The organism is Kribbella koreensis, from assembly GCF_039525325.1.
GTDB lineage: Bacteria > Actinomycetota > Actinomycetes > Propionibacteriales > Kribbellaceae > Kribbella > Kribbella koreensis.
Genome location: NZ_BAAAHK010000011.1, coordinates 134,289 through 158,254, shown reverse-complemented (window position 1 = coordinate 158,254; position 23,966 = coordinate 134,289). Strand labels below are relative to the sequence as shown.

Sequence of the window (23,966 nt, the reverse complement as noted above, 5' to 3'; positions counted from 1 at the left end):
CGCGCATCCTTAACTCGCCTTAAGAGAGCTCCTCCGGGTCGCCCAGCGTGATGCCCAGGGCGGTGGCCATCGCGACGGTCACGGCGAGGGTGTCGATCGGGGAGGAGTTGGCGATCGTGGCGCCGGACAGGCTGCCGATGCCGCGGGTGCCGTCCCAGGTGCAGTCGATGAAGACGGCGCCGGTGGCGGTCACCTGGGAGAACTCGACCGACGTCAGGTCGCAGTGGCGGAAGACCGTGCCGGTCAGGTCGGCCGAGACGAAGTCGGCGCTCTGCAGGCGGCAGTCGGTGAACTCGACCCGCTGGAACTTCGCGAACCGGAACGAGCTGAAGTCCAGCACAGAGTCCCGCACAGTGACGTGCTGGAGGCTCATTCCGGACCCGGCGAACCCGGTCAGCCGCGATGAGGTGATCGCCAGCCGGGTGCCGGATGCGTCGGCCCAGCGGGCGTTGGCGAGGTCGCAGTGGTCGAGCTCGAGGTCGACCAGGATCAGCTTGTCGAGGTCCGAGCCGCCGAGATTGACCCTGGTGAGCCGGCAGCCGCTGAGCTCGACGTGCTCCGCGAGCAGGCCGCCGAGGTCCTGGTCGGTGAGGGCCAGATCGGTGAGGCGGTCCTCGTCGTCCACCTCGCCCGCGGTCAGCGTCCGCTCGTCGAGCTGCGCCCGGAGGCGAGGGGCGGCGAGCTTCGTGGTGGCTTTGCGGGGAGGCATGCCGGCCACCGTAGCGGCAGGCTCCGTCAGTTTCTGAGGTAGTGCTCCGCGGCCCCGATCAGGGCGGAGTGCTCGGCGTCGGCGGTCGCGCTCACCGGGAACGGGAACACCTCGGCGACGACGTCGAAGGCGCCGGCGATAGAGCCACCGAGCACGACGCGGGTCGCCTCGAAGCGCTCGAGCCAGGGGACGAGCGCATCGGAGAGCACCTGGAACGACTCCACCAGTGCGCTCTTGGCGACGGCATCGCCGGCTCGGGCGGCTTCGGCGATCTCCTTGACCCCGGTTGCCGGCGGCAGTGGGTCGCTGAGCTTTTCGGCGTACCGGCGGAGGATGGCCCGGGCGGAGATCCAGTCCTCGATCGGGCGGCCGTCGTACGAGGTCTTGTAGAGCTCGCCGCCCGGTGGGACCGAGTCGCCGGTACGGACCGCGCGCCCGTCGTCGAGGAAGGCCGAGCCGATCCCGGTGCCGATCGTGATCCCGACGCATCGGTCGAGCCCACGCAACTCGCCCACCGACCACTCGCCGACCGTGAAGGCCTCGGCGTCGTTCAGGAAGACGACCCGGTCGAGCCCGAGCCGCTCCCGCAGACTCCGGCCGAGGTCGTGCCCGTAGAGCGCGGCGAACTTGTCCAGCCTGTACCAGGCAACGCCGGCCGCGAAGTCGAACGGCCCGGGCAGCGCCACCGCCAGCCCCTTTGCCAACGGCAACTGCTTCGCCGCCGCGCACAGCTCCCCGATGATGGATTCCGCCGAAGCCTTCGAATCCAGCCCCGCGCGGTACAGCCCCTCCACTCCATCGGTAGCAGGCGAAACCACCGCCGCCGTCACGTGACTTCCGCCGACCTCCAGGACCGGCACACCCGAACTCATACCGCCTATCATCCCTGATGAAGCAGCGGGACTCGCTCAGCCCGTCGCCTGGACGAGCAGCTTGCCGGAGGCAACGTACATCTTGACCATGATCGGGACGTACTGACCGCTCGATCGTGGTGCGAAGTAGCGGCCGACATAGAAGCCGTTGCTCAGGACGGCGTCCACGGTCTGGCCGTTCCCCACCAGGGTGACCCGGGTGACCCGCTTCGGCAGCCGGCCGGCGAAGCCGATGGAGATGCCGTCGCAGTCCTTGCGTGCGGCGCTGCCACAGCCCGTGGCCTCGAACTTGTGCACCATGTTGATCCGTCCGAGCGGGATGGTCCAGTAGCCGGTCGGCCGGGGCTTCCGGGTGCTTCCCTCGATGCCGAGCCAGGTGGTGCAATAGGCGATCTGGCCGGTGGCCGGCGACAACCGGACCGAGGTGGTGCCGTCGGCGTCGTCCGTCACGAGGACCACCTCTGACCATCTGGTGGGGTCAGTGCTGCTGGGCGGACGAGGGGCAGCCACTTTGTCGGTCTCGCAGAAGCTGACCGGGGCGACCGGCTTGGGTCCGTTCACCGCGGGCGCGGGGGCTGACTGGTTGGTGGTGGTCAGGGCGACGGTGATTCCGCCTGCGAGCAGGGCGACGGCGGCTGCTGTCGCGATCGAGGTGAGCAGTCGCCGTTTGCGGACCTGCCGGCGCCCGGTGGCGACCAGCCGGTCGACATCGGGGGTGAAGGCCGGCCGGTCGGTCGCCTCGTCCATCAGTTCCTTGAGCTGGCGAGTCATCTCAACCTCCCATTCCGGCGAAATCGCTGAGGTCGGCAAGGGCTGGATTGAGGCGGAGTTTGTCCAGCGCGCGGAAGGTCTGGCTCTTGACCGTTCCCGTGCTGCAGCCGAGCGCTTCGGCCGTCTCGTCGACGGAGAGCTCGTCGAAGTACCTGAGCACCACGCAGGCGCGCTGGCGCGGAGGGAGTTCGGCGAGTGCCTCGACGATCAGCAGCCGGCTCTCCAGCAGGCCGACCGGGTCGGACGGGTCGGCCTTGGAGGCGAAGTAGGTCTCGCCGCCCACCACCTCGGTACTCGACCGGCGCCGCAGCCCCTCCAGCGTGGTCGAGACGACCACCTTGCGGGCATAGGCGCCGATGGCGCCCTTGCGTCGGAGTCGCGGCCAGTTCCGGTACAGCCTGAGCAGCGCCTCCTGGGTCGCGTCCTCGGCGCGCCGCCAGTCTCCGCACAGTAGGTAGGCGGTATTGCAGAGTCGGCCGGCGTGGTGGGTCGCGAAGTCGACGTACTCGGCTTCAGCCTCGCTTCTCACGGTCACCTCTCTCTAGCGGTCGGCTTACAAACGTGCCGGGCGGTGAATCGGTTGCATGGTCGGGCAAACTGGCGACATGTCAGAACTGAGCGTCGATGGTGTGAAGGTCAGCTATCACGTCGCGGGGGCGGGGCCGGTGTGTCTGGTGCACTCGGGTGGGCCGGGGATTCACTACGGGTATCTGCGGATGCCGGAGCTCGAGCAGCAGCTGACGATGGTTTACATCGAGCCGGTGGGGACGGGTGCGTCGGATCTGTTGCCTGATGGCGACTACAGCATGCCGAAGTACGCGTACTACGCCGCGCAGGTGGCGCGGCAGCTCGGCGAGGAGAAGGTGTTCTTCCTCGGGCACTCGCATGGTGGGTTCGTGGCGCTGCAGTTCGCGTTGGATTATCCCGAGCTCTTGCGTGGGGTGATCGTGTACGACGGGATGGCGTTCAACGGGCCGGAGCTTGGCGAGGAGGCTGGACGGCAGCTGGCGGCGTACGTGGCTCGACGGCCGGCCGGGGATGCGTTGGCGGCTCAGGTACAGGCGGCTTGGGATGAGGACTCGGAGCTGCCGGACAGCCGGGAGGCGCATCTCGACAATCTGCGGCGGTTGCTGCCGGTCTACTTCAAGGACTTCGAGGAGATCTCGCCACGGCTGACCTCGTGGTTCCCGACGATGGACATCACGATCGATCCGCAGCGGCAGCCCGCGTTGTGGGATGTGCGCGATCGGCTGGGCGAGATCACGGCGCCGGTGCTGGTGATCGTCGGTGCGTACGACTTCATCTGTGGGGAGAAGTTCGCGCGGCAGTTGCACGACGGGATCGCGGGGTCGGAGCTCGTCGTACTGGCCGATTCCGGGCACTTCGGGCATCTGGAGGAGCCGGAGCGGTTCTTCGGGTCCGTACTACGTTTCGCAGCGGCACACTGAGACGGGAACCACCGGCCCCCGTCCACTCGTAGAGTTGTCTGGAGCGCGGCCCGCCCACCGTCGGTCACGCTGCCATCACTGCGAATGACGAAGGTGACCGGGTTTGCGTGCCGAGACGAGTGCGACTTCCGCCATCGCGACGCTCAGCGTCGCTGTCGCGGCAGCCGGCCACGCCGTCGCGGGCGGCACCATCTCCCTCGCAGCACTCCCACAACTCATCGCACTGGCAGCCCTCGGCTGGTCCCTCGGTGAGCAGGTGGCCGGCCGCCGCTGGCTGTCGTTCGGCTTTCTCGGCGCCCTCCAACTGATCACCCACCTAGCTTTGGAGGCCAGCCACCGCGCCCCCACGTCCATCGCCACGGCGGCGGCCGGTTCGACGGACGGCACGGCGCAGCGCGCGGCGCTGGAGCCCGGAGCCGTCGGCCACGCGGCCATGGACCACGCGGCCATGGGCCACAGCTCGATGCACGACATGGCCGGGATGGCTGGGATGCATGACATGGCCGGGATGGCGATGCCTGGGGTCGACGCCTCGGCGGCCGTCGGCTCCGGCAGCTTGGCGAGCGCTGCCTCCGGCGGCCTGGTTGATGCCGCCTCTGGCGGCGTCGCTCACTCCGCGTCCGACGGGCTGGTCAGCGCTGCGCCTGGTGACATGGCAGGGGCTATGCACAGTGGGCTTGCTGGCGTGGTGAGCATGTCGGCGGCGCACCTGTTCGTGTTGCTGGTGGGGGTTGCGCTGGTTACCCAGGCTCATCGGTGGGTGCACCGGGTGGCTGGGATTCTGGCTCGGCTGGTGCCGCAGGTGCCGGCTATGCCGGTTGCAGTGCCCGGTGTCGGTGCAGTGCTGGTCGGCGTACCGGAGGTGCCGCGACTTACTCAGCGGTGGTTGGTTTCTGGGGTTTCGCGGCGGGGGCCGCCTGGGTGCGGAGTTCTTGCAGCTTCTTACTGATCCGCCCCCAGAACCGTTGCCCTAGAGAGGGTTTCCAGTCATGCCCAAGAGTCTTGTCCTGCGTGCTGCCGCGATCACCGCGGCGACCGCGCTCGTCCTGGTCGGTGCTGCCGGCTCGGCGTCTGCCCATGTGACCGTCTCGTCGCCGGACGCGAAGCCTGGTGGGTACGCCAAGCTCGTGTTCCGGGTGCCGAGTGAGTCCGACACGGCGAGTACCACCAAGCTGGTCGTCACGCTGCCGAAGGATCACCCGTTCGCCCATGTCGGCGCGCAGGTGAAGGACGGGTGGAAGGTGGTGAAGACGACCGAGAAGCTGCCGCAGGCGGTCAAGGTCGGCGACGTGACGCTGACCGAGGCGATCACCACCATCACCTGGACCGCGCAGGCCGGCGGCGTACCGCCGAACGACTTCGACGAGTTCGGGCTGTCGGTCGGCAAGCTGCCCGAGGGCGTCGACTCGCTCGACTTCCCGGCGGTACAGACTTACAGCGATGGGGAGGTGGTCAAGTGGCAACAGGTCGCCAAGGACGCCTCGGACAAGCCGGAACACCCGGCGCCGTCGCTGAAGCTCGCCACCGCGATCACGCCGGTCGCCGCCACCACGGAGGACAAGGGCGGTTCGTCGGACACGCTCGCCCGCGTGCTCGGCGGGGCCGGGCTACTGCTCGGCCTGGTCGGACTCGGCCTCGGGCTGCGCGCCGGCCGGACGCGGAAGGTGACGCCGTAATCGTGCGTCGCCTGTTCGCTCTGCTGGGTGCTTCGCTGCTCGTCCTGGTGTTCTCCACCGGGACGGCGGCGGCGCACGCCAAACTCGATTCGATGACGCCGGCCGACGGTTCGACCCAGGCGGCGCCGCCGACGCAGGTGGTGCTGACCTTCAACGAGCCGGTCGGAAGTACCGGCGCCGAGGTCCAGGTCACGTCGCCGAAGGGCACGAATGTCTCCGCCGGCGAGATCAAGGTGATCGACAACACCGTCACCCAACCTGTGGACGGGCTGGTCGATGTCGGTGAGTACACCGTCGTCGCGCGGATCGTCTCGGCCGACGGTCACCCGATCACGGTCGGCGGGAGCTTCAAGATCACCCATGCGGGTCATCCGGCGGTTCCGGTTGCCGCGAAACCGCCGACGTCGGAGAGCAGCTCGAATGTCGTGGTGATCGTCGCGATGGGCCTTGTGATGCTGGTGGTTGTGGCGCTGGCGATCGTGATCGTACGCCGCCGGCCCGCGCCGCAATGAGCGTCGAGACGGCGCCTCGGGTGTCGGGGAAGCTGCTGGGGTTGGGAGTCGTCGCGGCTGCGTTCGTGGTCGTGGTCGTGGCACTCCTAGCCGGGGGAGGTGCTCCTAAGCCGTTACCCCCAGGGCTCGCGGGCGCAGGCCGGCCTGTGGCATGGGCAGTCCCCGTACTACGAGTCCTCGCCGACCTATCCGCAATCGCCACCGGTGGCGCTGTGCTGGCTGCCGCATGGTTGCTCCCAGCAACAAACGCCAGCGAACCGCAGAGCGGAAGCGGGCGGGGGCTGCCGCGGGCTGGAAGCGTCCGAGGCGGGGAGGCGCAGGGCGGAATCGCGCGGGGCGAGGCGGTGCGCCGCGTGCAGCAGCTTGGCCCGCAGGGCCTGCGCGCCTGCCAGGATGCGGCGGTGGCGGCTGGGGTTTGGGCTGTGGCCAGCGTTGGGGGGTTGCTGGTTACTGCTTCGGTGATTCTTGGGGTGCCACTTTCGGAGCTGGGGGCTCGGGCCGGCGATGCCGGCGGGGTCAACCAAGTGCGGGCGCTTGCTGTTGCGGTGGTGCTGACGGCGGTACTGGCTGTGGTGCTCTCTGGTGCTCGTACCGTCCGTACCGCGCAGGTGGCCTTGCTGCTGACGGCCGCCGCCCTCACGGGCCCGTTGCTCACCGGACATGGCGCGATCGAGCGGACTGCCTTCTGGTCGGTGCTTGCCACCGCCTCCCTCGTGGTGCACGTGTTCTGCGCGACCGCGTGGATCGGCGGGCTCGGCTCGCTGATCCGGTACGGCCGTGATCAGCAGGCGGCAATCGAGAAGTTCAGCCGGCTCGCCCTCGTCTGCGCGCTGACGATCGGCGCCACCGGACTGCTCACCGCCGAGATCCATCTCGGCGGCCGCGAGGACGGCTTCGGGCTCATCACCCAGTGGGTGACCACCGGCTACGGCGCTCTCGTCTTCGCCAAGGCGATCGCCTTCGCCGTACTCGTCTACATCGGCCGGCGCCATCGCCAAGCGACGCTCCCCGCCCTCGCCGCCAACGAGCCTGCAGCATTCTGGCGCCTGGCGGCGGTCGAACTCCTCGTGATGGCCGGCACGGTAGGACTCGCCGTGGCGTTGTCGCGCACACCGTGACATGTCAACAGAAGCACGTAGGATAGGTGGATGACGCAGACACGGTGGCTCGATGCGCGGGAGTCGCATCTGTGGCAGACCTACCGTGACGCCTATCGCGAGCTGACCGCGACGCTCGAGGCCCGCCTGATCGCCTCCGGCCTGTCCGGCGCGGACTACGCCCTGCTCCACCCGCTGTCCAGCTCCGAAGCCGGCGTACTGCGCACGCGCGACCTCGGCCGCTCGATCGGCTGGGAGCGCAGCCGGCTGTCGCACCAGGTCAGCCGGATGGAGAAGCGCGGCCTGGTGGTCCGCGAGGAGTGCGAGTCCGACGCCCGCGGCTCGATGGTCCGGATCACCGCGGCCGGCCGGGCCGCGATCGAGGCCGCCGCGCCCGATCATGTCGACGCCGTCCGGACCCACTTCCTGGAGAAGCTGACCCGCGAGGAGCAGGAACAGCTCACCAAGATGCTCGACCGCGTCCTCGCCGACCTCCCCGCCGCGGACTGCTGAAACCCCTTAGGTTGACGCGTCATCTAAATCTGCTACTTTTGGTGATGCGTCACCAAAACAAGACCCCACAGCGTTAGGAAGAACATGCCCAAGATCGCGATCATCCTCGGCAGCACCCGCCCGGGCCGCAACGGCGAGGCCGTGGCCAAGTGGGTGCTCGACATCGCGAAGCAGCGCAGCGACGCCGAGTTCGAGCTCGTCGACATCGCCGACTTCAAGCTGCCGCACCTGGACGAGGCGATCCCGCCGGCGGCCGGCCAGTACTCCCAGCCGCACACGTTCCCGTGGGCCGAGAAGATCGGCTCGTTCGACGGCTACGTCTTCGTCACCCCCGAGTACAACCACTCCACCTCCGGCGCGCTGAAGAACGCCATCGACTTCCTCTTCGCCGAGTGGAACGACAAGGCGGCCGGCTTCGTCAGCTACGGCTCGGCCGGCGGCACCCGCGCCGTCGAGCACCTTCGCCTGGTGATGGCTGAGCTCAAGGTCGCCACCGTCCGCGCCCAGGTCGCCCTCTCGCTGATGACCGACTTCAAGAACTTCAGCGAGTTCACCCCGGCCGAGTACCACGTCGCCGAAGTCACCACCCTGCTCGACCAGGTCGTCTCCTGGAGCAACGCCCTGACGACCGTCCGCACCGCCGCCTGACCCTGGCGAACCGGTAGTAACTCCCAGTACCCGGCGTCCGTGCGCGGTGACACGCCGTCACGGGCGACGGGGTGGGGGAGTGTGCCGGAAGAATGATGAGGGTCCGTTCAGATGCGCCTGAATTTGACAACTATTTTCATTAACGGCAGGATTCGAGCCGGCGACCACTCCTCGTCGGGGCCCCCTCACCGTGAAGGAAATGCGGATGTCCGATGCTCTGAACAGGCGGGGATTTCTCGGCTTGGCCGGTGGTCTGGGGCTGGCCGTGGTGGCCGGTTGCGGGTCCGGCGGCGCTAGCGGATCGGTGGCTGGACCGAAGGCCGGCGGGCGGTTGCGGGCGGTGTTCGCCGGTGGCGGCGCCAAAGAGGTGCTCGATCCGCACGTGCAGAGCCTGTTCGTCGACATCGCCCGCCACAAGGCGATCTACGAGAAGCTGGTCGAGCTCGGGCCGGACCTGAAACCGTTGCCACGGCTGGCGGAGAAGTGGGAGCCAGACGCGCAGGCGGCGACCTGGCGGTTCACGTTGCGAGATGCCACCTTCCACGACGGCAAGCAGTTGACCAGTGAGGACGTCCTCTACAGCCTCGCCCGGATCGCCGACCCGAACACCCCCGAACGCGTCGCCCAGTCCTCGCTCGCGGCGCTCGATCTCAAGCGGTGCAAGGCGATCGGCAAGCGGACGGTCGAGCTTGTCCTGACCGCGCCGAACGCCGAGTTCCCCGCCTTGCTGGCCGGCATCGGCACGCAGATCGTCCGGGACGGTTTCAAGGACCCGGCCAAGCCCGTCGGTACCGGCGCCTTCAAGTTCGTCTCCTTCGAGGCGGGCCGGTCCCTGGTGGCCAACCGGTACGACGACTACTGGGACGGCGCGGCGAAGATCGAGGAGCTGCAGATCCTGTCCGCCGACGCCGAGGCGCGGGCCAATGCGCTGCAGGGCGGACAGGCGGAGTACGCGAACGAGATGACCGCGACCTTCGCGCGGACCGCCGAGGCCGGCAAGACGGTCAAGATCGTCGCGGCCAAGGGCAGTACGACGCAGGCGTTCGTGATGAAGGTGGATCAGCCGCCGTTCGACAATCCCGACGTACGGATGGCCTTCAAGCTGCTCGCGGATCGGCAGCGGCTGGTGGATGTCGTCCTCGCCGGTCGTGGGGTCGTGGGCAATGACTTGTTCGGCAAGGGATTCCAGTACTACCCGGCCGATCTGCCGCAGCGCGAGCGCAACGTGGATGAGGCGAAGGCGCTGCTCAAGAAGGCCGGCCTACTGAACAAGGAGGTCGAGATCTTCACCTCCGACGCCTCGGCGGGCTTCGTCGAGGCGGCGACGCTGTTCGCGGAGCAGGTCGGCGAGGCGGGCGTGAAGCTCAAGGTGACCACCGGCTCGGCGCAGACCTATGCCAAGGACCTGCTCACCAAGGGCGCGATCGGCAGTCATCGGTCGGGGGCGATGCCGATCCCGCAGTACGTCACCGATCGGTTGCTGTCGAAGTCGCCGTTCAACGTGACGCATTGGCGTCGGCCGGCCTTCGACGCCGCGTTCGCAGCGGCGCAGGTGCAGACGGACGAGGCGGCGCGCGCGGCGAAGTACGGGGAACTGCAGAAGACGTTGCGGGACCAGGGCGGCATCCTCGCGTGGGGGCACCCGGACTTCCTGGTCGCCGTCTCGGCCAAGGTGCAGGGTGTCCAGGCGGTCCCGCCGAACACCTTGGACTCGGGCCGGTTCGACAAGGTGTGGCTGGCCTGAATGCGGTCGTATGCCGCCCAGCGGGCTGCATTGGCGATCGTCCAGCTGGCCGTTCTCTCCGTCCTCGTCTTCGTGCTCACCGCGTTGCTGCCGGGGGACGCCGCGGACATGCGCTTCACCGAGACGCTGACGCCTGAGCAGGTTGCGCGGTTGCGGGAACAGCTCGGGCTGGATCAGCCTGCGCTCGAGCGGTTCGTGCACTGGTTCGGCAATGTGCTGAGCGGCGATCTCGGTACTTCGCTGATCAGTGGCGGGCCGGTGCTGGACATCGTGAAGGCATCGGTGGGGGCGACGTTGGTGCTCACGGTTGCCACGCTGGTTGTGGTGGTACCGCTGGCCGTTGCCCTCGGCATCTTGATGGGGACACGGGAGAACGGGCGGCTGGATCGGACGATCACGTCGATCACGCTGGCGTTGAGTGCGATTCCTGACTTCGTGATCGCTGTCGTGCTGGTTGCCTTGTTTTCGCTGAAGCTTGGGTGGCTGCCGGCGACCTGGGTTGGTGGGTCACTGGTGGCGTCGCCTGTGTTGTTGGTGCTGCCGGTTGCTGTGTTGCTCGGGCGGACGGTTTGCTTGCTTTCGCGGCAGGTGCGGGCGGGGACGATCAACGCGTTGCACGCGGAGTACGTCGTACAGGCTCGGCGGTTAGGGGTGCCGCGGCGGCGGTTGCTGCTCAGGCATGTGTTGCCTAATGCGGCTGTTCCTGGGGTGCAGGAGCTGGCGCGGACCGGGGACACCTTGCTGGGCGGGGTGTTGGTGGTGGAGGCGATCTTTGCGATCCCTGGGTTTGCTACCGCGTTGGTTGATGGGGTGGAGACGCGGGATGTGCCTGTTGTCCAGGGACTGACCTTGGTGCTGGCGGTGGCGGCATTGTTGATCAACCTTGGTGCTGACCTCGTCTGCAACCGGTTGGTACCGCGGACGGAGTTGCTGCGATGAGAGCGCTTCGATCCCGTACGCCGCTCGCCGTCTCCGCGCTGCTCGTGCTGGTGCCGTTGCTGGTGGCTGTCTTCGGGCCACTCGTCGACGTGACGGCGAAAGCCGGGCTGCCTTATGAGGGCACGGGGCTGCTCGGGACTGATGGTCTTGGGCGAGATGTCTTCGGGTTGCTGTTGGTGGGCGGGCGGACGGCGCTGGGGATGGCGCTGGGCGCTGTGCTGATCGCTTATGTCCTTGGTGGGCTGATCGGGCTCGTCGCCGCATCGACCAGGCACCGCTGGGTTGACGAGCTGTTGATCCGGCCGCTGGATGTGCTGCTGCCATTGCCTTCGCTGCTGGTGATCAGCGTGGTCGCAGTGGGGTGGCGGGCGTCGCCGCTGGCCATCACGTTGGCGGTTGCCGCGGTGAATGTGCCCACTGTGGCGCGGTTGGTGCGGGCGGCGGCGCTAGATGCGGCGAGCGGTCCGGTGGTCGAAGCACTGCGGATGCAGCGGGAGAGCTGGGCCGGCATCCACTTCGGGTACGTCGGCCGGGCGGTGCTCGGCCCGGTCGCCGCCGACATCGGCACCCGAATCACCCTCGCCGTCTTCCTGGTCGCCTCAGTCAACTTCCTGGGCCTGGGCCTGAGCCCAACCGCCCCCGACTGGGCAGTAAGCGTCTCCCGCAACCGCGAGGGTTTGCTGCTGCAGCCCTGGGCCGTGCTGGCTCCGGCGCTCCTGCTGGTCTCGTTCACGTTGGGCTTCAACCTGCTGGCCGATCGGGTGGTCCACCGCACCAGAAGCCTGGCCAAGGCAACCCGATGAAAGGGGTGGAGCGGGCCGACCGCGGTGGAGTGGAGAGTGAGCCGGACGGCCGCCGCCGGGGCGCGAGCGGGCTCGAGCGGCAGCGTCCTGTGGTCGAGGTCGTCGGGCTGTCGGCGGTGGCTGGCGGGGCCATCCTCGTCGACGGTGTCGACTTCGCGGTGTGGGCGGGCGAGGTTACGGCACTCGTCGGTGCATCAGGGTCGGGCAAGACGACCTCTGCTCTGGCTCTGCTGGGGGAGCACAGCGAGGGGGTGACTTTGAGTGGATCGGTGGAGGTTGATGGGCGACTGGTTGTCGACAGCAATGGCGTGGCGGGTGCTGCGGTGGGGGTGCGGGGGCGGGTGGTGGCTTATATGCCTCAGCATCCGGGGAGTGCGCTCAATCCGGCTCGGCGGATCGGGGCCGGTCTGAATGAGCTGGGCAAGCTTCATCATCCTGGGGAAGAGGTGGTGGGTGAGGCGCTGAGGGGTGCTCAGTTGCCTTCCGACAGAGCCACGCTGCGGCGGTTTCCGCATCAGTTTTCGGGTGGGCAGCGGCAGCGGGTTGCGCTCGCTCAGGCGTTGACCTGCCGACCGAAGGTGCTGGTGCTGGACGAGCCGAGCACTGGGCTGGACTCGATCACGAGGCTGCAGCTTGTTGAGGAGTTGAAGGAGCTGGCGGCCGCGGGGTTGGGGATTTTGCTGCTGAGTCATGATCTCGAGCTGGTCCGGGCGCTGGCTCACCGGGTCGTCGTGCTCGACGCCGGGCGGGTGGTCGGTGATGTTCTTCCAACCGCAACACAACTTCCAGCAACAAAGGGAACCCAGCAACGAATCGAGCCGTTGCTCCAGGCAATGAATATCTCCGCGTCGCTGCGTACCCGCGGCCGCGACCCCATCCTGCAGGAGGTCGATCTCGCCGTGCCGCCCGGTGGCTGCGTCGGCGTCGTCGGTCGGTCCGGCAGCGGCAAGACCACCCTCGCCCGCTGCCTCGCCGGCCTCCACGAACGTCACGCCGGCCGCATCACCCTCGCCGGCGAAGACCTCCCCGTACTACGCAAGCGCACCCCCGACCAGACCCGCCAAGTCCAATACGTCTGGCAGGAAGTCCGCGGCTCCTTCGACGAGCGCCGACTCGTCGACGAACAAGTAGCCCGCACCGCGATCCGCCTCCGCGGCGTCACGCCGTCGAAAGCAAGGGCGGAGGCCGTAGCAACCCTCGCCCGTCTAGGCGTCTCTGCCCACACGGCAGCCAGACCGCCAAGCCGCCTCTCCGGCGGAGAACTCCAGCGAGCAGCCCTGGCAAGAGCGCTGCTCGCCCACCCCGAAGTACTCATCTGCGACGAGATCACCACAGCCCTCGACGAACACGGCACCAGCCTGGTCGTCGAGCTACTCAACGAGCTGAAGACGCAAGGCACAGCCCTCGTCTGGATCAGCCACGACCTCGGCCTGGTCGCCCAAGTATCCGATCACGTCCTGGTGCTGGACGCCGGCCGCGTGGTCGAACAAGGCCCGCCGGCCACCGTCATGACCAAGCCCGACACCGAACTGACCCAGCGGCTGGTGAGGGCCGCCCGGATCGGGCATCGACCCCCAGAGCCTCCGCCCGTGCTGACCAGTAGTGCCGACACGAGGAGCGAACCGCACCGATGAAGCAACTGCACGATCACCTGGCGGAGGCGATCAAGGACCCGGACCCGATCCGTGTCGGCAAGGACCTGATCTGCCTGCGGTTCGAGACGATGAAGGTGTACTCCGCGCTGGGCGCCGTACGCCACCTGCTGGAGACGGGCGCGGTCCGGCCGGGCGACACCCTGATCGACAGCTCCAGCGGGATCTACGCACACGCCCTGGCGCTTGCCTGTCACAGGTACGGGATGAAGTGCCACATCGTCGGCTCCACAACGGTCGACCGGACGCTGAAGATCCAGCTCGAGATCCTCGGCGCGACCGTCGAGCAGGTGCCGTCGTCCAACAACCTGCAGCTGGACCAGAACCTCCGGGTCCGCCGGATCGGGGAGATCCTGCGCGACAACCCGTCGTACCACTGGATGCAGCAGTACCACGACGACATCCACTACCTCGGGTACGGCGCAGTCGCGGATCTCGTCGCCGAGCTGGTGCCGGCCGGCCCGCTGTGTCTCGTCGGGGGAGTCGGCACGGGCGCGTCGACCGGCGCGATCGCGGCATTCCTGCGGGATCGCGGGCGGGACGTCAACCTGGTCGGCGTGCAGCCGTTCGGGAGCATCACGTTCGGCGCCGGGCATACGCAGGATCCGGAGATGATCATCGCGGGGATCGGCAGCTCGATCGAGTTCCGCAACGTGCGGCACGAGCTGTACGACCGGCTGCACTGGGTCTCCTTCGACTACGCGATGTCGGCGGCCGTGGATCTGCTGCGGACGAGCGGGGTCTTCGCCGGGCTGTCCGCGGGCGCGGCGTACCTGTCCGCACTGTGGGAACACAACTGCGACAGCAGCCGCACGCACGTCTTCCTGGCCGCCGACACCGGCACCCGGTACGTCGAGTCCGCTTTTTCCCGGTACGCCGAGGCGCGCCCGATGGACACCATGCGCCCGCGCGAGATCGACTCGCTCGACGAGCTCGCCGTCCCCTGGTCAGCCATGTCCTGGGACCGGCGCCAATCGGCCTGGGCCGAGCGCCGCGAATTCCCATCTGCGACACCGTCGCATTAGAGTGCTGCCATGGATGCGGGGTACCTGGTGTTGCCGGAGTTGTTCACGGCAACGGAAGTCGGCCGGCTGCGGGACGCGGCCGAGCAGGTGCACGCCGAAGTGGTGTCGGCCGCCGAGTCCGGTCAGACGAAGGTGACGATCTGGCCGGACGGTCATCGCCTGGAGGAGATCCGCGGCACGACGATCCACTGGGAACCGGACGCATCTGGCAAGGCTGTCCGGAGCCTCGCGCCGGTCGCTCACCTGCATCCGGCGCTCATCGCGTTGTGGACCGAGCCGAGGCTCACGAAGCCGATGGCGGAGCTGATCGGCAAGCAGGTCGGCCCGTTCGTGTCGAAGCTGAACTTCAAGCGGGCCGGCGTCGGCTCGGAGTTCGCCTGGCACCAGGACTTCCCGTACTGGTACTGCTGCGCCGGCGACGCGGCGTACGAGATCGCGACGGCGATCGTGATGCTCGACGACAACACCACGTCAAACGGCGCGATGACCCTGGTTCCGGGCAGCCAGCGCAACGGCCCGGCGCCAAGGGATCCGCGCGATCCGACGGGTTTACTCGTGGATCCCTCGACGGTGGATCCAGCGACAACGGTGACCGTCACGGCCCCGGCCGGCTCCGTGCTGATGTTCCCGGGGTTGATGGTGCACCGGTCCGCCCCCAATCGGACCGCCTCCGATCGCAGGTCGTTGCTGTACTGCTTCCAGCCTGCAGGCCGTCCTGAGTTGTCCGCCCTGACCTACGACGCCGAGAAGCTGAGGAATCTGCCATGACCGTCGCCGCACTCACCGCCGCCGTCCTCGCCGGATCACACGGACCTGCTCCATCGTCCCTGAGCGTGACCAGCGCCTTCTGGCTCCACCACACGACCAGGCTCCCCGGCGCAGACGTCACCTACCGCAACTACTACGTCCTCCTGCGGGTCGGCGAGGTCTTCGGCGCCTGCTCCTTCGAGGCCGGCGAGGTCGATCCCGACTACTGCGCCGACGCCTCCGGCCGGCCCCTGTCCGATTTGCTTGCCGACGGCCCCCTTCCGGTCCGGATCGCCGCGCTGGATGCGTACCTGGCCGCCGTCGAGCCCCACCACCTGTCAGCCCAGGCCGAAGAAGTCATCCTTCCCGCCGGTACGCCGGACGTCCGTGCCCGGGCCCGCGACGCCGCCGTAGCCGGCCTGCTCGAAGTCGCCGAAGGCTCGAAGGTCGCGCTGATCGGCGTGGTCAACCCGCTGGTCGACGCGATCACCGCTCTGGGCGGCACCTGTCTGCCCTGCGATTTCAACCTCCGGGAGACCGCGTCCGGACTCCCTGTTTCCCGCGACATGACGGCGGTTATCGATGCCGCCGACGCCGTCGTGGCGACCGGAATGACCTTGAGCAACGGGAGTTTCGACACTCTGCTCGATAGTTGCCTAGAGCAATCGAAGCCGCTGGCCATCTATGCTCAGACCGGCAGCGCCGTCGCCCGCGCCTTCCTCGGCGCCGGCGTCACCGCCCTGTCCGCGGAGCCCTTCCCCTTCTCCCAGTTCAGCGCCCGCCCGACCTCCCTCTACCGCTACCGCCAGAACGGACCACAGACGCCGTGAGCACCACTGAAGTTCGCAGGACAGGAGAAGTGCCGGGCGACTGGCGGATGGCGAAACGGCTGTGGCCGTTCCTGCTCGCCTCCACGGTCAGCCTGATCCCGTTCACCGTCTTCGGCATGTACCTGGTGCCGATCGCGGCGGCCGCGGACGGGAGCGTCGCCGAGATCGGCGGACTGCGGGGACTCGGAGGCCTCGCAGCCCTCATCGTTGGCATCGCGCTCGCACCGCTCATCGACCGCTTCGCCAGGGAACTGGTGGCTGCCGGCGGTCTGGCGCTGCTGGGGATCTCGGCCGCGCTGGGTGCCATCGGCAACGTCTTCGCGCTGGCCACCTTCTGCCTGCTGATCGGCGCCTCGACTTCGATCCTCGGCCCGTCGATCGGCGCGGCCGCTGCGGACCGCTTCAAGACCCCGGCGGCTGCGGGACGAGCAGCCACGTTGGTGTCGGCAACCACGTCGATGATGGCGATGCTCGCGGCGCCGGTGCTCGCAGTACCGGGTCTGTTCTGGGGCTGGCGTGGCAACTTACTTGCCGCCTCCGCCATTGCGCTGACGCTGTCGGCAGCCTTCTTCTGGCGCGGCCGGGGCCGCAAATCACCCCTGACGGCAACGCAGCGCACGAGTTACTTGGCCACCTACCGAGCGCTGGCCAAGATCCCCGGAGCGCTACCTCTGCTGGGGGTGGCGATGCTGCGGACGGCCGCCTTCATGGGTTATCTCGCCTACCTGGCGGCCTTCTACGACGAGAAGTTCGACCTCGCCCCCGGTTGGTTCGCCCTCGTCTGGTCCCTCAGCGGAGCGTCCTTCTTCCTAGGCAACCTCTTCGCCGGCCGATACCTGGTAGCAGCCGTACGCCCTGAGAAGACCCTGCTGCTGGGCCTCCTCGCCGCCCTGCTCGCCGTCTCCACCTTCTACTTCACTCCGAGCCTCCCGGTCACCTTGTTGCTGACCGCCCTCATGGGCGCCGCCCACGCCACCGTTGCGGCGTGCGTCACAACCCTCCTGGTACGCCGAAGTGGCGACCTCCGCGGCTCGGCGCTCAGCGTCAACGCCGCCGGCATGAGCATGGGCACCTTCCTGGGTGCAGCGCTGGGCGGCGTCGGCCTGGGATTCGGGGGATATCCCGGCCTGGCGCTGATTTTCGGCGCCGTCACCCTGGCCGGCGTCCTGCTCGCCTTACGGGTAAGGCCTTAGTTGCAGCTATTGACATGGATCCGGGGCGAGTTCTGGTCCGTACCTCTGCCATACTCCGGCTCATTGTCACTTCTGAGACCCTTGGGGGGGTCCTGTGTCCTTCCGTCCTGCCCATCTCCTGCGCCTCGGCATTCCTGCCGCCCTGGTCGCAGCCACGCTGGTAGCCGTCACCGGTTCCGCCAGCCAAGCGGCCCAGCCGGGTCCATATACACCGAAGTTCACAGCGCACGACGCCACCGGACCGAAGTACGACCCGAACTCGGTCGTGGTGAAGTTCAAGCCGTCCGCCACCAAGGCGGCCCGGCAGTCGGCGCTGTCGCGGTTCAAGAGCAAGACCGACGACTCGGTCACGGCCGAGACCGTCGAGGTCACCGGTGAGCTGCCCGCTCCCGAGCTGCTGAAGAAGGTCAAGGCCGACCCGACCGTCGAGCTGGCCTCGCTGAACTACAAGCGGCACATCTCCGCCATCCCGAACGACGAGTACTACGGCGAGGACCAGTCGATCTTCGCCAGCACGGTCCGGCTGCCGCAGGCCTGGGACCTCTCGAAGACCTCCGGCACCCAGATCGTCGCCGTGCTCGACACCGGCGTCGACATCGGTCACCCGGACCTGGCCGGCCGCCTCGTCGCCGGCTACAACGCGATCTCGCCGGGCAGCCAGCCGATCGACGACGAAGGCCACGGCACGATGACGCTCGGCCTGATCGCCGCCGCCGGCAACAACGCCATCGGTGTCTCCGGTGTCGCCTGGACGGCGAAGGCGATGCCGGTCAAGGTGCTCGACTTCGAGGGCAACGGTTTCGACTCCGACATCGTCAGGGGCCTCAACTGGGCCGTCGCGCACGGCGCCGACGTGGTGAACATGTCGCTCGGTAGCGACCAGGACGACCCGGTCCTGCACGACGCGATCGCGCAGGCGGTCGCCAACGGCGTCGTCGTGGTGGTTGCTGCCGGCAACGACGGCAACTCGGTCCTGCAGTACCCGGCCTCCTACCCTGAGGTGATCGCGGTCGCGGCCACCGACGAGCGTGGCAAGCTGTCCGACTTCAGCTCGTTCGGTGACTGGGTCGACGTCGCGGCACCGGGCGTCCACCTGCTCAGCACCGGCTCGCGCGCCCTCACGGACCCGGACTACCTGCCGTACTGGTACTGCACCGGTACGTCGTGCTCCGCGCCGATCGTCACCGGGATCGCGGCTCTGGTCCGCAACAAGTACCCCGCGTTCACCCCGGCCCAGATCCGTCAGCGCCTGATGGCGCTGTCGCGTGACGCCGGCCCGCGTGGCTTCGACCGGTACTACGGCGCCGGCATCGTCGACGCGTTCGCGGCGCTCGGCGGCAAGACGACGACGGACTTCGCCGGTGGTGCCGCCGACGGCAACGACCAACCGTCCCGCTCCACCCACATCGGCCTGACTCCCGTCTCCGGGCTGATCAGCACCGAGGGCGACGTCGACTGGTACTCGATCAACTCCGAGACCGCGCGCAACCTGCGGGTCTCGGTGACCGGCGCGCGGTTCGACGAGTCGACCGGCAACTGGGCGAACGTCGGCCCGGAGGTCGACGTCTACAACGGCGACCTGCAGTCGCTCGGTCGCGACGTCAACGCCTTCCCGCCGATCAACCCGACCACGAAGGAGCCGATCTGGGGCCCGCTGACCGCGTCCGTCGACGTCAGCGCCACCGTCGGCCAGACCTACATCGCGGTCCGCAACAACAACGGGTCCTGGGACAGCCGGTCGTACAGCCTGTCTGTGACCGAGGCCGGTTCCGGCGGGACGAGCACCGAGCCGGCGTACCCGATCCGGGACGTCACGCCCGCTCACCTGTCCTCGGTCGCCACCCCGGACACCACGCCGGTGGTGACGTTCGCTCGCCCGGTCGCCGAGTCGACGGTCACCCCCGCGACGGTCATGCTGCAGAACGGCAAGACGGGCGCCACCGTGCCCGCGACGGTCGCCTACGACCCCGCGACGCTGAAGGCGACCATCACCCCGGCCGCTGCTTTGCCGGAGGCAACGGCGTACAAGATCATCATTTCCGGGGTGGAGGAGACGGCCGGTACGCCGCTGGCGCCGCTCTCGATCGTGTTCAGCACCGGCGACCTGATCCCGCCGAAGCTGCCGACCTTCACCGCGACCGGGGCGTACCTGGCCGCCAACGTGGCGTGGACGCTCCCGGACATCACCGATCTCGATCAGGTGATCATCCGGCAGAACGTCGGTGGCGTCGCCCCGACCATCAACACCGGAACGGCTGTCTACACGGGCACCGGGACGTCGGTGAAGGTGACCGGGCTGAAGGCGGCGACGACCTACACGTACGCCGGCTGGGTAAGGGACAAGGGCGGCAAGCTCAGCCCGATCTCCTCGAAGGCCGTCAACGGCGTCAAGTCGAGCATCACCACGACCGCCGCGGCGATCAACTACGGCGGCACGATCACGCTCAAGGGCAGCGTGCTGCGGATCGACAACAAGGCGTACGCGGGCCTGCCGGTCCAGCTGTACGGCCGGGCCAAGAACGTGGCGGCGCTCAAGCTGATCACCACGCTGACGACCAGCTCCACCGGTGCGGTCAGCTACGCGATCAAGCCGACCACCTCGTCGGTCTACACGATGGTCTTCGTCGGTAACGCCGACCTGATGGGAACCCGCACCGTCGACCTCAACGTCGCCGTCGCGCCGACCGTCACCTCGGTTCTCTCCCCGACCGCCATCACCCTGGGCAAGACGGCCAGATTCTCCGGAGTCGTCACCCCGGCCCACGCCGGCAAGCTGGTCTACCTCCAGCTCTACTCGGCCAGGACCTGGAAGAACATCGCCTCGGTCAAACTGACCACCACCGGCGGCTACGCCTTCGGCATCAAGCCGACGACCCGAGGCTCCTTCGCGTACCGCGTCCTCTTCACCGCCGACGCAGACCACGCCCAGGCGCTCAGCCCGCAGCGCATCGTGAAGGTCAGCTAGCTCACCCAAACGCGCCCCGGCCCTCGCGGCCGGGGCGCGCTTTCTTTCCACGCACGTGGTTGCGGATGGCAGCTGCCGGACGCCCAGCCCATCAATGGCGGACAGGTAAGCGCCTACCTTGGTGTATCCGGCCGATCTACGGGCGATTGATGGGCTGGCGGTCGCAGCGTCAGTCCGAGGACTCTGCGGCGGACTGTTCAGCCGTGCGGTGGTTCTTGAGCAGCTCCTCCAACCACTGCTGCAGGGCCTGCATGTCCTTGGCGGCGGTCGCGGGGATGATCAGCTCCTTGCCCCAGGCGTCTTTCGGGATGATCGGCAACCTCCCACCGCGGAGCAGGCCGATCGCGCCCAGGTCGGACCAGCCGATGGACTTCTTGAGGCCGATCTTCAGGCCGAACTCGTCGACGGTCAGGGCCGGGTAGCGGGCATAGAGCCGCGAGGTGTGCCAGAAGGTCACCACGACGGCCGACAGCACCACAGCCAGTGCGAGGTACTGCCGGGTGTCGCCCTCTCCCCACGACTGGCTGAATGAGAGCGTCTGGGTGATGGCGACGATGAGCCAGATCAGGCCCAGCTCCCGCCAAACCGCAGCCGCGCGGATCGGGAAGATCACCCGCCCGTCGCGTTCCAGCGTCGCCGACCATAAATCCGGCCAGCCGTCACCGATCCCCGCCATTGCCCATACCCCCAGTTGTTCCACCCCGATCAGGGCTAAGAGTAGGTCCTCAGGCGGGCGGCTCGGGTGTTCAGATAGCGCTGTTCGGGGAGGTTGGTGGACTTGCGGGCTGCGGCCAGATATGTGGTGAGGGCTGCTGGGAGATCGCCGGCCAGTTCGAGTAGATGGGCTCGGGCTACGTCTACTCGGTGGTGGTTGGCCAGGCGGGGGTCTTTGGCCAGGTCGTCGATGAGCTTCAGGCCGGCTTGGGGGCCTTGGAGCATGGCTACGGCGACCGCGCGGTTGAGGAGGGCGATGGGGGTGTCGTCGAAGCGGATCAAGAGGTCGTAGAGGGCGACGATCTGTGGCCAGTCGGTGGAGTCCGGGGTTTTCGCTTCGTTGTGGACCGCGGCGATGGCGGCTTGGAGTTGGTACGCGCCCAGCGGGAAGCGGGTCATCGCGTCGGTGATCAAGGTGGTGCCCTCGGCGATCAGGTCCGCGTCCCAGAGGCTGCGGTCCTGTTCGTCCAGGCGGATCAGGTCGCCGGCGGGGGTGGTACGGGCTGAGCGGCGGGCGTGGGTCAGGAGCATGAGAGCCAGCAGGCCTGCTGTTTCTCCGTTGATGGGGAGCAGGCGGGTCAGGCGGATGGCTTCTTCCGCGAGGTCCACGCGGTCGGTGCTCGTGTAGCCCTCGTTGAAGATCAGGTACAGAACCTGCAGTACTGCGGCCAGCCGCGCGGCCAGCTCGCTCGGTGGCGGCGGCCGGAACGGGATGCCCGACGCCCGGACGCTCTGCTTCGCGCGGGTGATGCGTTTGCGCATGGTGTCTTCGGGGACGAGCAGCGCGCGGGCGATCTCGTCAGTCGTCAGACCGCCGACCGCGCGCAGGGTGAGAGCAATCTGCGCCGGCCGGTTCAGCGACGGATGGCAACACAGGAACAGCAACAGCAAGGTGTCGTCAGCGTCGCGAGGGCCGGCAGAATCGGCGCCGGGGGCAACCAACGGAACCTCCACCGCCACAGCGTTCTCACGCCGCCGCCGCGCCTCCTCGCTGCGCAACTCATCGGTCAGCCGCCGCGACGCGACGGTGATCAACCATGCCCGCGGCTGGTCCGGCACGCCGTCGCGCGGCCACTGCTGCGACGCCGCCAGAAGTGCTTCCTGTACTGCGTCCTCGCACGCGTCGAAGTGCCCGTACCGCCGGACCAGCGCGCCGAGCACCTGCGGCGTCAGCTCACGCAGCAGGTGCTCGAAGCCGGTCACGGTCAGGAACCGTCCATCAGCGGCCGCACCTCGACGAGGTCACCGACCGCGTCGACGATCTGCTGGGCGATCTCGTACGCCCGGTCGGCGCTCACCACGTCGACGATGCCGAAGCTGGCCAGCACCTCCTTGACCTCGGCGTACGGGCCGTCGGCGGCGACCGTGCCGCCGGGGGTCTCGCGGATCGTCCTGGTCAGCGACGGGTCGCCGAGGCCGGCCGTGTAGACGCCCTCGCCGCTCGCGGCCAGGTCCTTGCCGAGCTGCTCGAAGAAGTCGCAGGCCTTCTGGACCTCCTCCGGGTCCCAGGTGCCCTCGACCCAGTTCTGGGCGTTCGTGTAGGCCAGCATGATGAATTTCATCTCGCACTCCTCGCCGACGCGGCTCCCTTGCTGGGGGCCTCTCGTCCAGTAGTCGGAGTCAGGTCCGCTGCAGGGACATCTTCTCGCATGTCCCGCTCCGGCAGATGGCTCCGACCAGGTGGATGAAGGTTCCCACCGAGAAGGAGCAGGACGATGAAGAGAGCAAGTCGAGCGCTTGCGGCGGCAGCTGCTATGGCGCTGGTTGCGGTGTCGGGTACCGCGGCGATCGCCGCCGAGCAGGCCGTGGGTCGTCACACGTATACGGGGACGATCGGCGGAGCGGCGTACAAGGTGGAGACGCCGGTGCGGTGGAACGGGACGCTGCTGATCTACAGCCACCCGTACTACCCGGCGGACATGCCGGAGTTCCCGCCCGGGAACGGCAATCGGGTCGACAGCGAGGAGTGGCTGCTCGAGCAGGGGTACGCGCTGGCGGCGTCCGACTTCACGGGGCGCACGGGCTTCGTGGTCAAGGAGGCGGTGCGGGATCAGATCGGCGTACTGGACTGGTTCGAGGATCATGTCGGCAAGCCGCGGCGTACGGTCGCGACCGGGTCGTCGGGCGGTGGCGCGATCTCGCTGCTGCTGGCCGAGAAGCACCCGGACCGGATCGACGGGGTGCTGGCGATGTGCACGCCGATCGATCTGTACGGGCAGATGAACATGTCGCTCGATATCAACTTCGCACTCAAGACGCTGCTTGGCGCCAAGGACGTCGAGCTGGTCGACGCGAAGGATCCAGCAGGGAGCGTGCAGCGATTGCAGCAGGTGATGACGACGCAGGTGGAGACCCCGCAGGGCCGGGCGCGGATCGCGTTGGCGAGCGCGTTCGGCAACGTGACCGGCTGGAACTCGGCGCTCGATCCCAAGCCTGCCTCGGTCGAAGGGCAAGCGCGGGCGCTCTACGAGATCCAGCTGTACGGCGCCGTGGGCGTCTTCGGCGCGGTCGGCCAAGCGGACCTCGCCGGACACGCAGGTGGCAACCCTTCGTACAACATCGGCGTCGACTATGCGCGGCAACTGGCCAAGTCGGACCAGCTGCCCTTCGTCCGCAAGGCTTACAAAGAGGCCGGTCTCGATCTGGGCAAAGACCTCGCGCGGCTGGCGGCGGCTCCCCGGATCAGCCCGGATCGCCAAGCCAGGCAGTGGATGCTGCGCCATGCGGTGCCTCGCGGTACCACCCCGTCGCCGGTCGTAACGCTGCACAACACGGCCGACCTTGCGGTCCCGGATCACGAACGTTGGTACGCAACCCAAGTCCGCCAGCACGGCAGTCCGGCCGACCTCCGCCAGCTCTTCGTCGCCCGCGCCACCCACTGCGCCTTCACGGTAGGCGAGGAAGGCGTCGCCCTCCAAACGCTCCTGACTCGCATCACCACCGGCCGCTGGCCCAGCACGGATCCGGCTCAGCTGAATGCCAAGGCAAGCGCGCTCGGTGAGCGCTGGAGCAAGGTGTTCGACTTCGCCACCGGTGGCGACGCGGTGCGCGAGCCTGGCTTCACGAAGTACCGGCCGAGTTCGTTGCTCCGGTCGTCTCGGTGAACGC

General features: G+C 68.2%; 24 protein-coding genes. 17 read left to right on the top strand and 7 right to left on the bottom strand.

Annotated elements, in window-relative coordinates:
• Positions 1–19: 19 nt before the first annotated feature.
• Genes ABD116_RS22715 through ABD116_RS22700 form a run of 4 tightly spaced genes read right to left on the bottom strand, consistent with a single transcriptional unit; the run spans position 20 to position 2,881 of the window.
• A complete protein-coding gene (locus tag ABD116_RS22715; protein WP_343973621.1) occupies positions 20–709 on the bottom strand; it encodes a pentapeptide repeat-containing protein in 690 nt (229 codons plus the stop codon).
• 26 nt (positions 710–735) lie between these two features.
• Entirely contained in the window at positions 736–1,581 is an 846-nt protein-coding gene (locus ABD116_RS22710) for an ROK family protein (RefSeq protein ID WP_343973618.1), read from the bottom strand.
• A 36-nt stretch (positions 1,582–1,617) separates the two neighbouring features.
• On the bottom strand, positions 1,618–2,352 hold the full coding sequence (locus ABD116_RS22705) for a hypothetical protein (RefSeq protein WP_343973615.1): 735 nt from the start codon (positions 2,350–2,352) through the stop codon (positions 1,618–1,620).
• 1 nt (position 2,353) lies between these two features.
• Positions 2,354–2,881 (bottom strand): SigE family RNA polymerase sigma factor, encoded by a 528-nt coding sequence (locus ABD116_RS22700; RefSeq protein ID WP_343973612.1) that lies wholly within the window; start codon positions 2,879–2,881, stop codon positions 2,354–2,356.
• Between the two features lie 76 nt (positions 2,882–2,957).
• Between ABD116_RS22700 and ABD116_RS22695 the strand changes: the two genes are divergently transcribed.
• From ABD116_RS22695 to ABD116_RS22620, 16 genes are all read left to right on the top strand, one after another.
• Positions 2,958–3,800 (top strand): alpha/beta fold hydrolase, encoded by an 843-nt coding sequence (locus ABD116_RS22695; RefSeq protein ID WP_343973609.1) that lies wholly within the window; start codon positions 2,958–2,960, stop codon positions 3,798–3,800.
• 103 nt (positions 3,801–3,903) lie between these two features.
• Positions 3,904–4,749: a hypothetical protein gene (locus tag ABD116_RS22690; RefSeq protein ID WP_343973606.1), complete on the top strand. Its 846-nt coding sequence runs from the start codon at positions 3,904–3,906 to the stop codon at positions 4,747–4,749.
• 40 nt (positions 4,750–4,789) lie between these two features.
• Positions 4,790–5,476: a YcnI family copper-binding membrane protein gene (locus ABD116_RS22685; RefSeq protein ID WP_343973603.1), complete on the top strand. Its 687-nt coding sequence runs from the start codon at positions 4,790–4,792 to the stop codon at positions 5,474–5,476.
• A gap of 2 nt (positions 5,477–5,478) precedes the next feature.
• A complete protein-coding gene (locus tag ABD116_RS22680; RefSeq protein WP_343973600.1) occupies positions 5,479–5,988 on the top strand; it encodes a copper resistance CopC family protein in 510 nt (169 codons plus the stop codon).
• 353 nt (positions 5,989–6,341) lie between these two features.
• Positions 6,342–7,106 carry a copper resistance D family protein gene (locus ABD116_RS22675; protein WP_343973597.1) on the top strand — a complete coding sequence of 255 codons (765 nt, stop codon included), beginning with the start codon at positions 6,342–6,344 and terminating at the stop codon, positions 7,104–7,106.
• A 30-nt stretch (positions 7,107–7,136) separates the two neighbouring features.
• Complete coding sequence (locus ABD116_RS22670) at positions 7,137–7,598, top strand: MarR family winged helix-turn-helix transcriptional regulator (protein WP_343973594.1); 462 nt, start codon at positions 7,137–7,139, stop codon at positions 7,596–7,598.
• An 84-nt stretch (positions 7,599–7,682) separates the two neighbouring features.
• Positions 7,683–8,246: an NADPH-dependent FMN reductase gene (locus ABD116_RS22665; RefSeq protein WP_343973591.1), complete on the top strand. Its 564-nt coding sequence runs from the start codon at positions 7,683–7,685 to the stop codon at positions 8,244–8,246.
• Between the two features lie 205 nt (positions 8,247–8,451).
• Complete coding sequence (locus tag ABD116_RS22660) at positions 8,452–9,990, top strand: ABC transporter substrate-binding protein (protein WP_343973588.1); 1,539 nt, start codon at positions 8,452–8,454, stop codon at positions 9,988–9,990.
• On the top strand, positions 9,991–10,929 hold the full coding sequence (locus ABD116_RS22655; protein ID WP_343973585.1) for an ABC transporter permease: 939 nt from the start codon (positions 9,991–9,993) through the stop codon (positions 10,927–10,929).
• A complete protein-coding gene (locus ABD116_RS22650) occupies positions 10,926–11,732 on the top strand; it encodes an ABC transporter permease (protein WP_343973581.1) in 807 nt (268 codons plus the stop codon). Before ABD116_RS22655 ends, ABD116_RS22650 begins: the two co-directional genes overlap by 4 nt.
• The gene (locus tag ABD116_RS22645; protein ID WP_343973578.1) at positions 11,729–13,366 is read left to right on the top strand and encodes an ABC transporter ATP-binding protein; all 1,638 of its coding nucleotides are present in this window, start codon (positions 11,729–11,731) and stop codon (positions 13,364–13,366) included. Before ABD116_RS22650 ends, ABD116_RS22645 begins: the two co-directional genes overlap by 4 nt.
• Positions 13,363–14,409 carry a pyridoxal-phosphate dependent enzyme gene (locus ABD116_RS22640; protein ID WP_343973575.1) on the top strand — a complete coding sequence of 349 codons (1,047 nt, stop codon included), beginning with the start codon at positions 13,363–13,365 and terminating at the stop codon, positions 14,407–14,409. Before ABD116_RS22645 ends, ABD116_RS22640 begins: the two co-directional genes overlap by 4 nt.
• Before the next feature lie 9 nt (positions 14,410–14,418).
• Positions 14,419–15,177, top strand: a complete 759-nt coding sequence (locus ABD116_RS22635) for a phytanoyl-CoA dioxygenase family protein (protein ID WP_343973572.1) — start codon at positions 14,419–14,421, stop codon at positions 15,175–15,177.
• A complete protein-coding gene (locus ABD116_RS22630) occupies positions 15,174–15,986 on the top strand; it encodes a Rossmann-like domain-containing protein (protein WP_343973569.1) in 813 nt (270 codons plus the stop codon). Before ABD116_RS22635 ends, ABD116_RS22630 begins: the two co-directional genes overlap by 4 nt.
• A gap of 47 nt (positions 15,987–16,033) precedes the next feature.
• Positions 16,034–17,179, top strand: coding sequence for an MFS transporter (locus ABD116_RS22625; RefSeq protein ID WP_343973566.1), 1,146 nt, complete (start codon positions 16,034–16,036; stop codon positions 17,177–17,179).
• A gap of 94 nt (positions 17,180–17,273) precedes the next feature.
• The gene (locus ABD116_RS22620; protein ID WP_343973563.1) at positions 17,274–20,144 is read left to right on the top strand and encodes a S8 family serine peptidase; all 2,871 of its coding nucleotides are present in this window, start codon (positions 17,274–17,276) and stop codon (positions 20,142–20,144) included.
• A 169-nt stretch (positions 20,145–20,313) separates the two neighbouring features.
• Here ABD116_RS22620 and ABD116_RS22615 read toward each other — a convergent pair whose 3' ends face one another.
• From ABD116_RS22615 to ABD116_RS22605, 3 genes are read right to left on the bottom strand one after another with little or no spacing between them, the layout of a single operon-like run.
• Positions 20,314–20,820 carry a hypothetical protein gene (locus ABD116_RS22615; RefSeq protein WP_343973560.1) on the bottom strand — a complete coding sequence of 169 codons (507 nt, stop codon included), beginning with the start codon at positions 20,818–20,820 and terminating at the stop codon, positions 20,314–20,316.
• A 35-nt stretch (positions 20,821–20,855) separates the two neighbouring features.
• On the bottom strand, positions 20,856–22,061 hold the full coding sequence (locus ABD116_RS22610) for an RNA polymerase sigma factor (protein ID WP_343973557.1): 1,206 nt from the start codon (positions 22,059–22,061) through the stop codon (positions 20,856–20,858).
• A 2-nt stretch (positions 22,062–22,063) separates the two neighbouring features.
• Positions 22,064–22,420 carry a YciI family protein gene (locus ABD116_RS22605; RefSeq protein ID WP_343973554.1) on the bottom strand — a complete coding sequence of 119 codons (357 nt, stop codon included), beginning with the start codon at positions 22,418–22,420 and terminating at the stop codon, positions 22,064–22,066.
• Between the two features lie 153 nt (positions 22,421–22,573).
• Between ABD116_RS22605 and ABD116_RS22600 the strand changes: the two genes are divergently transcribed.
• The gene (locus tag ABD116_RS22600; protein ID WP_343973551.1) at positions 22,574–23,962 is read left to right on the top strand and encodes an alpha/beta hydrolase family protein; all 1,389 of its coding nucleotides are present in this window, start codon (positions 22,574–22,576) and stop codon (positions 23,960–23,962) included.
• The last annotated feature ends 4 nt before the right edge of the window (positions 23,963–23,966 follow it).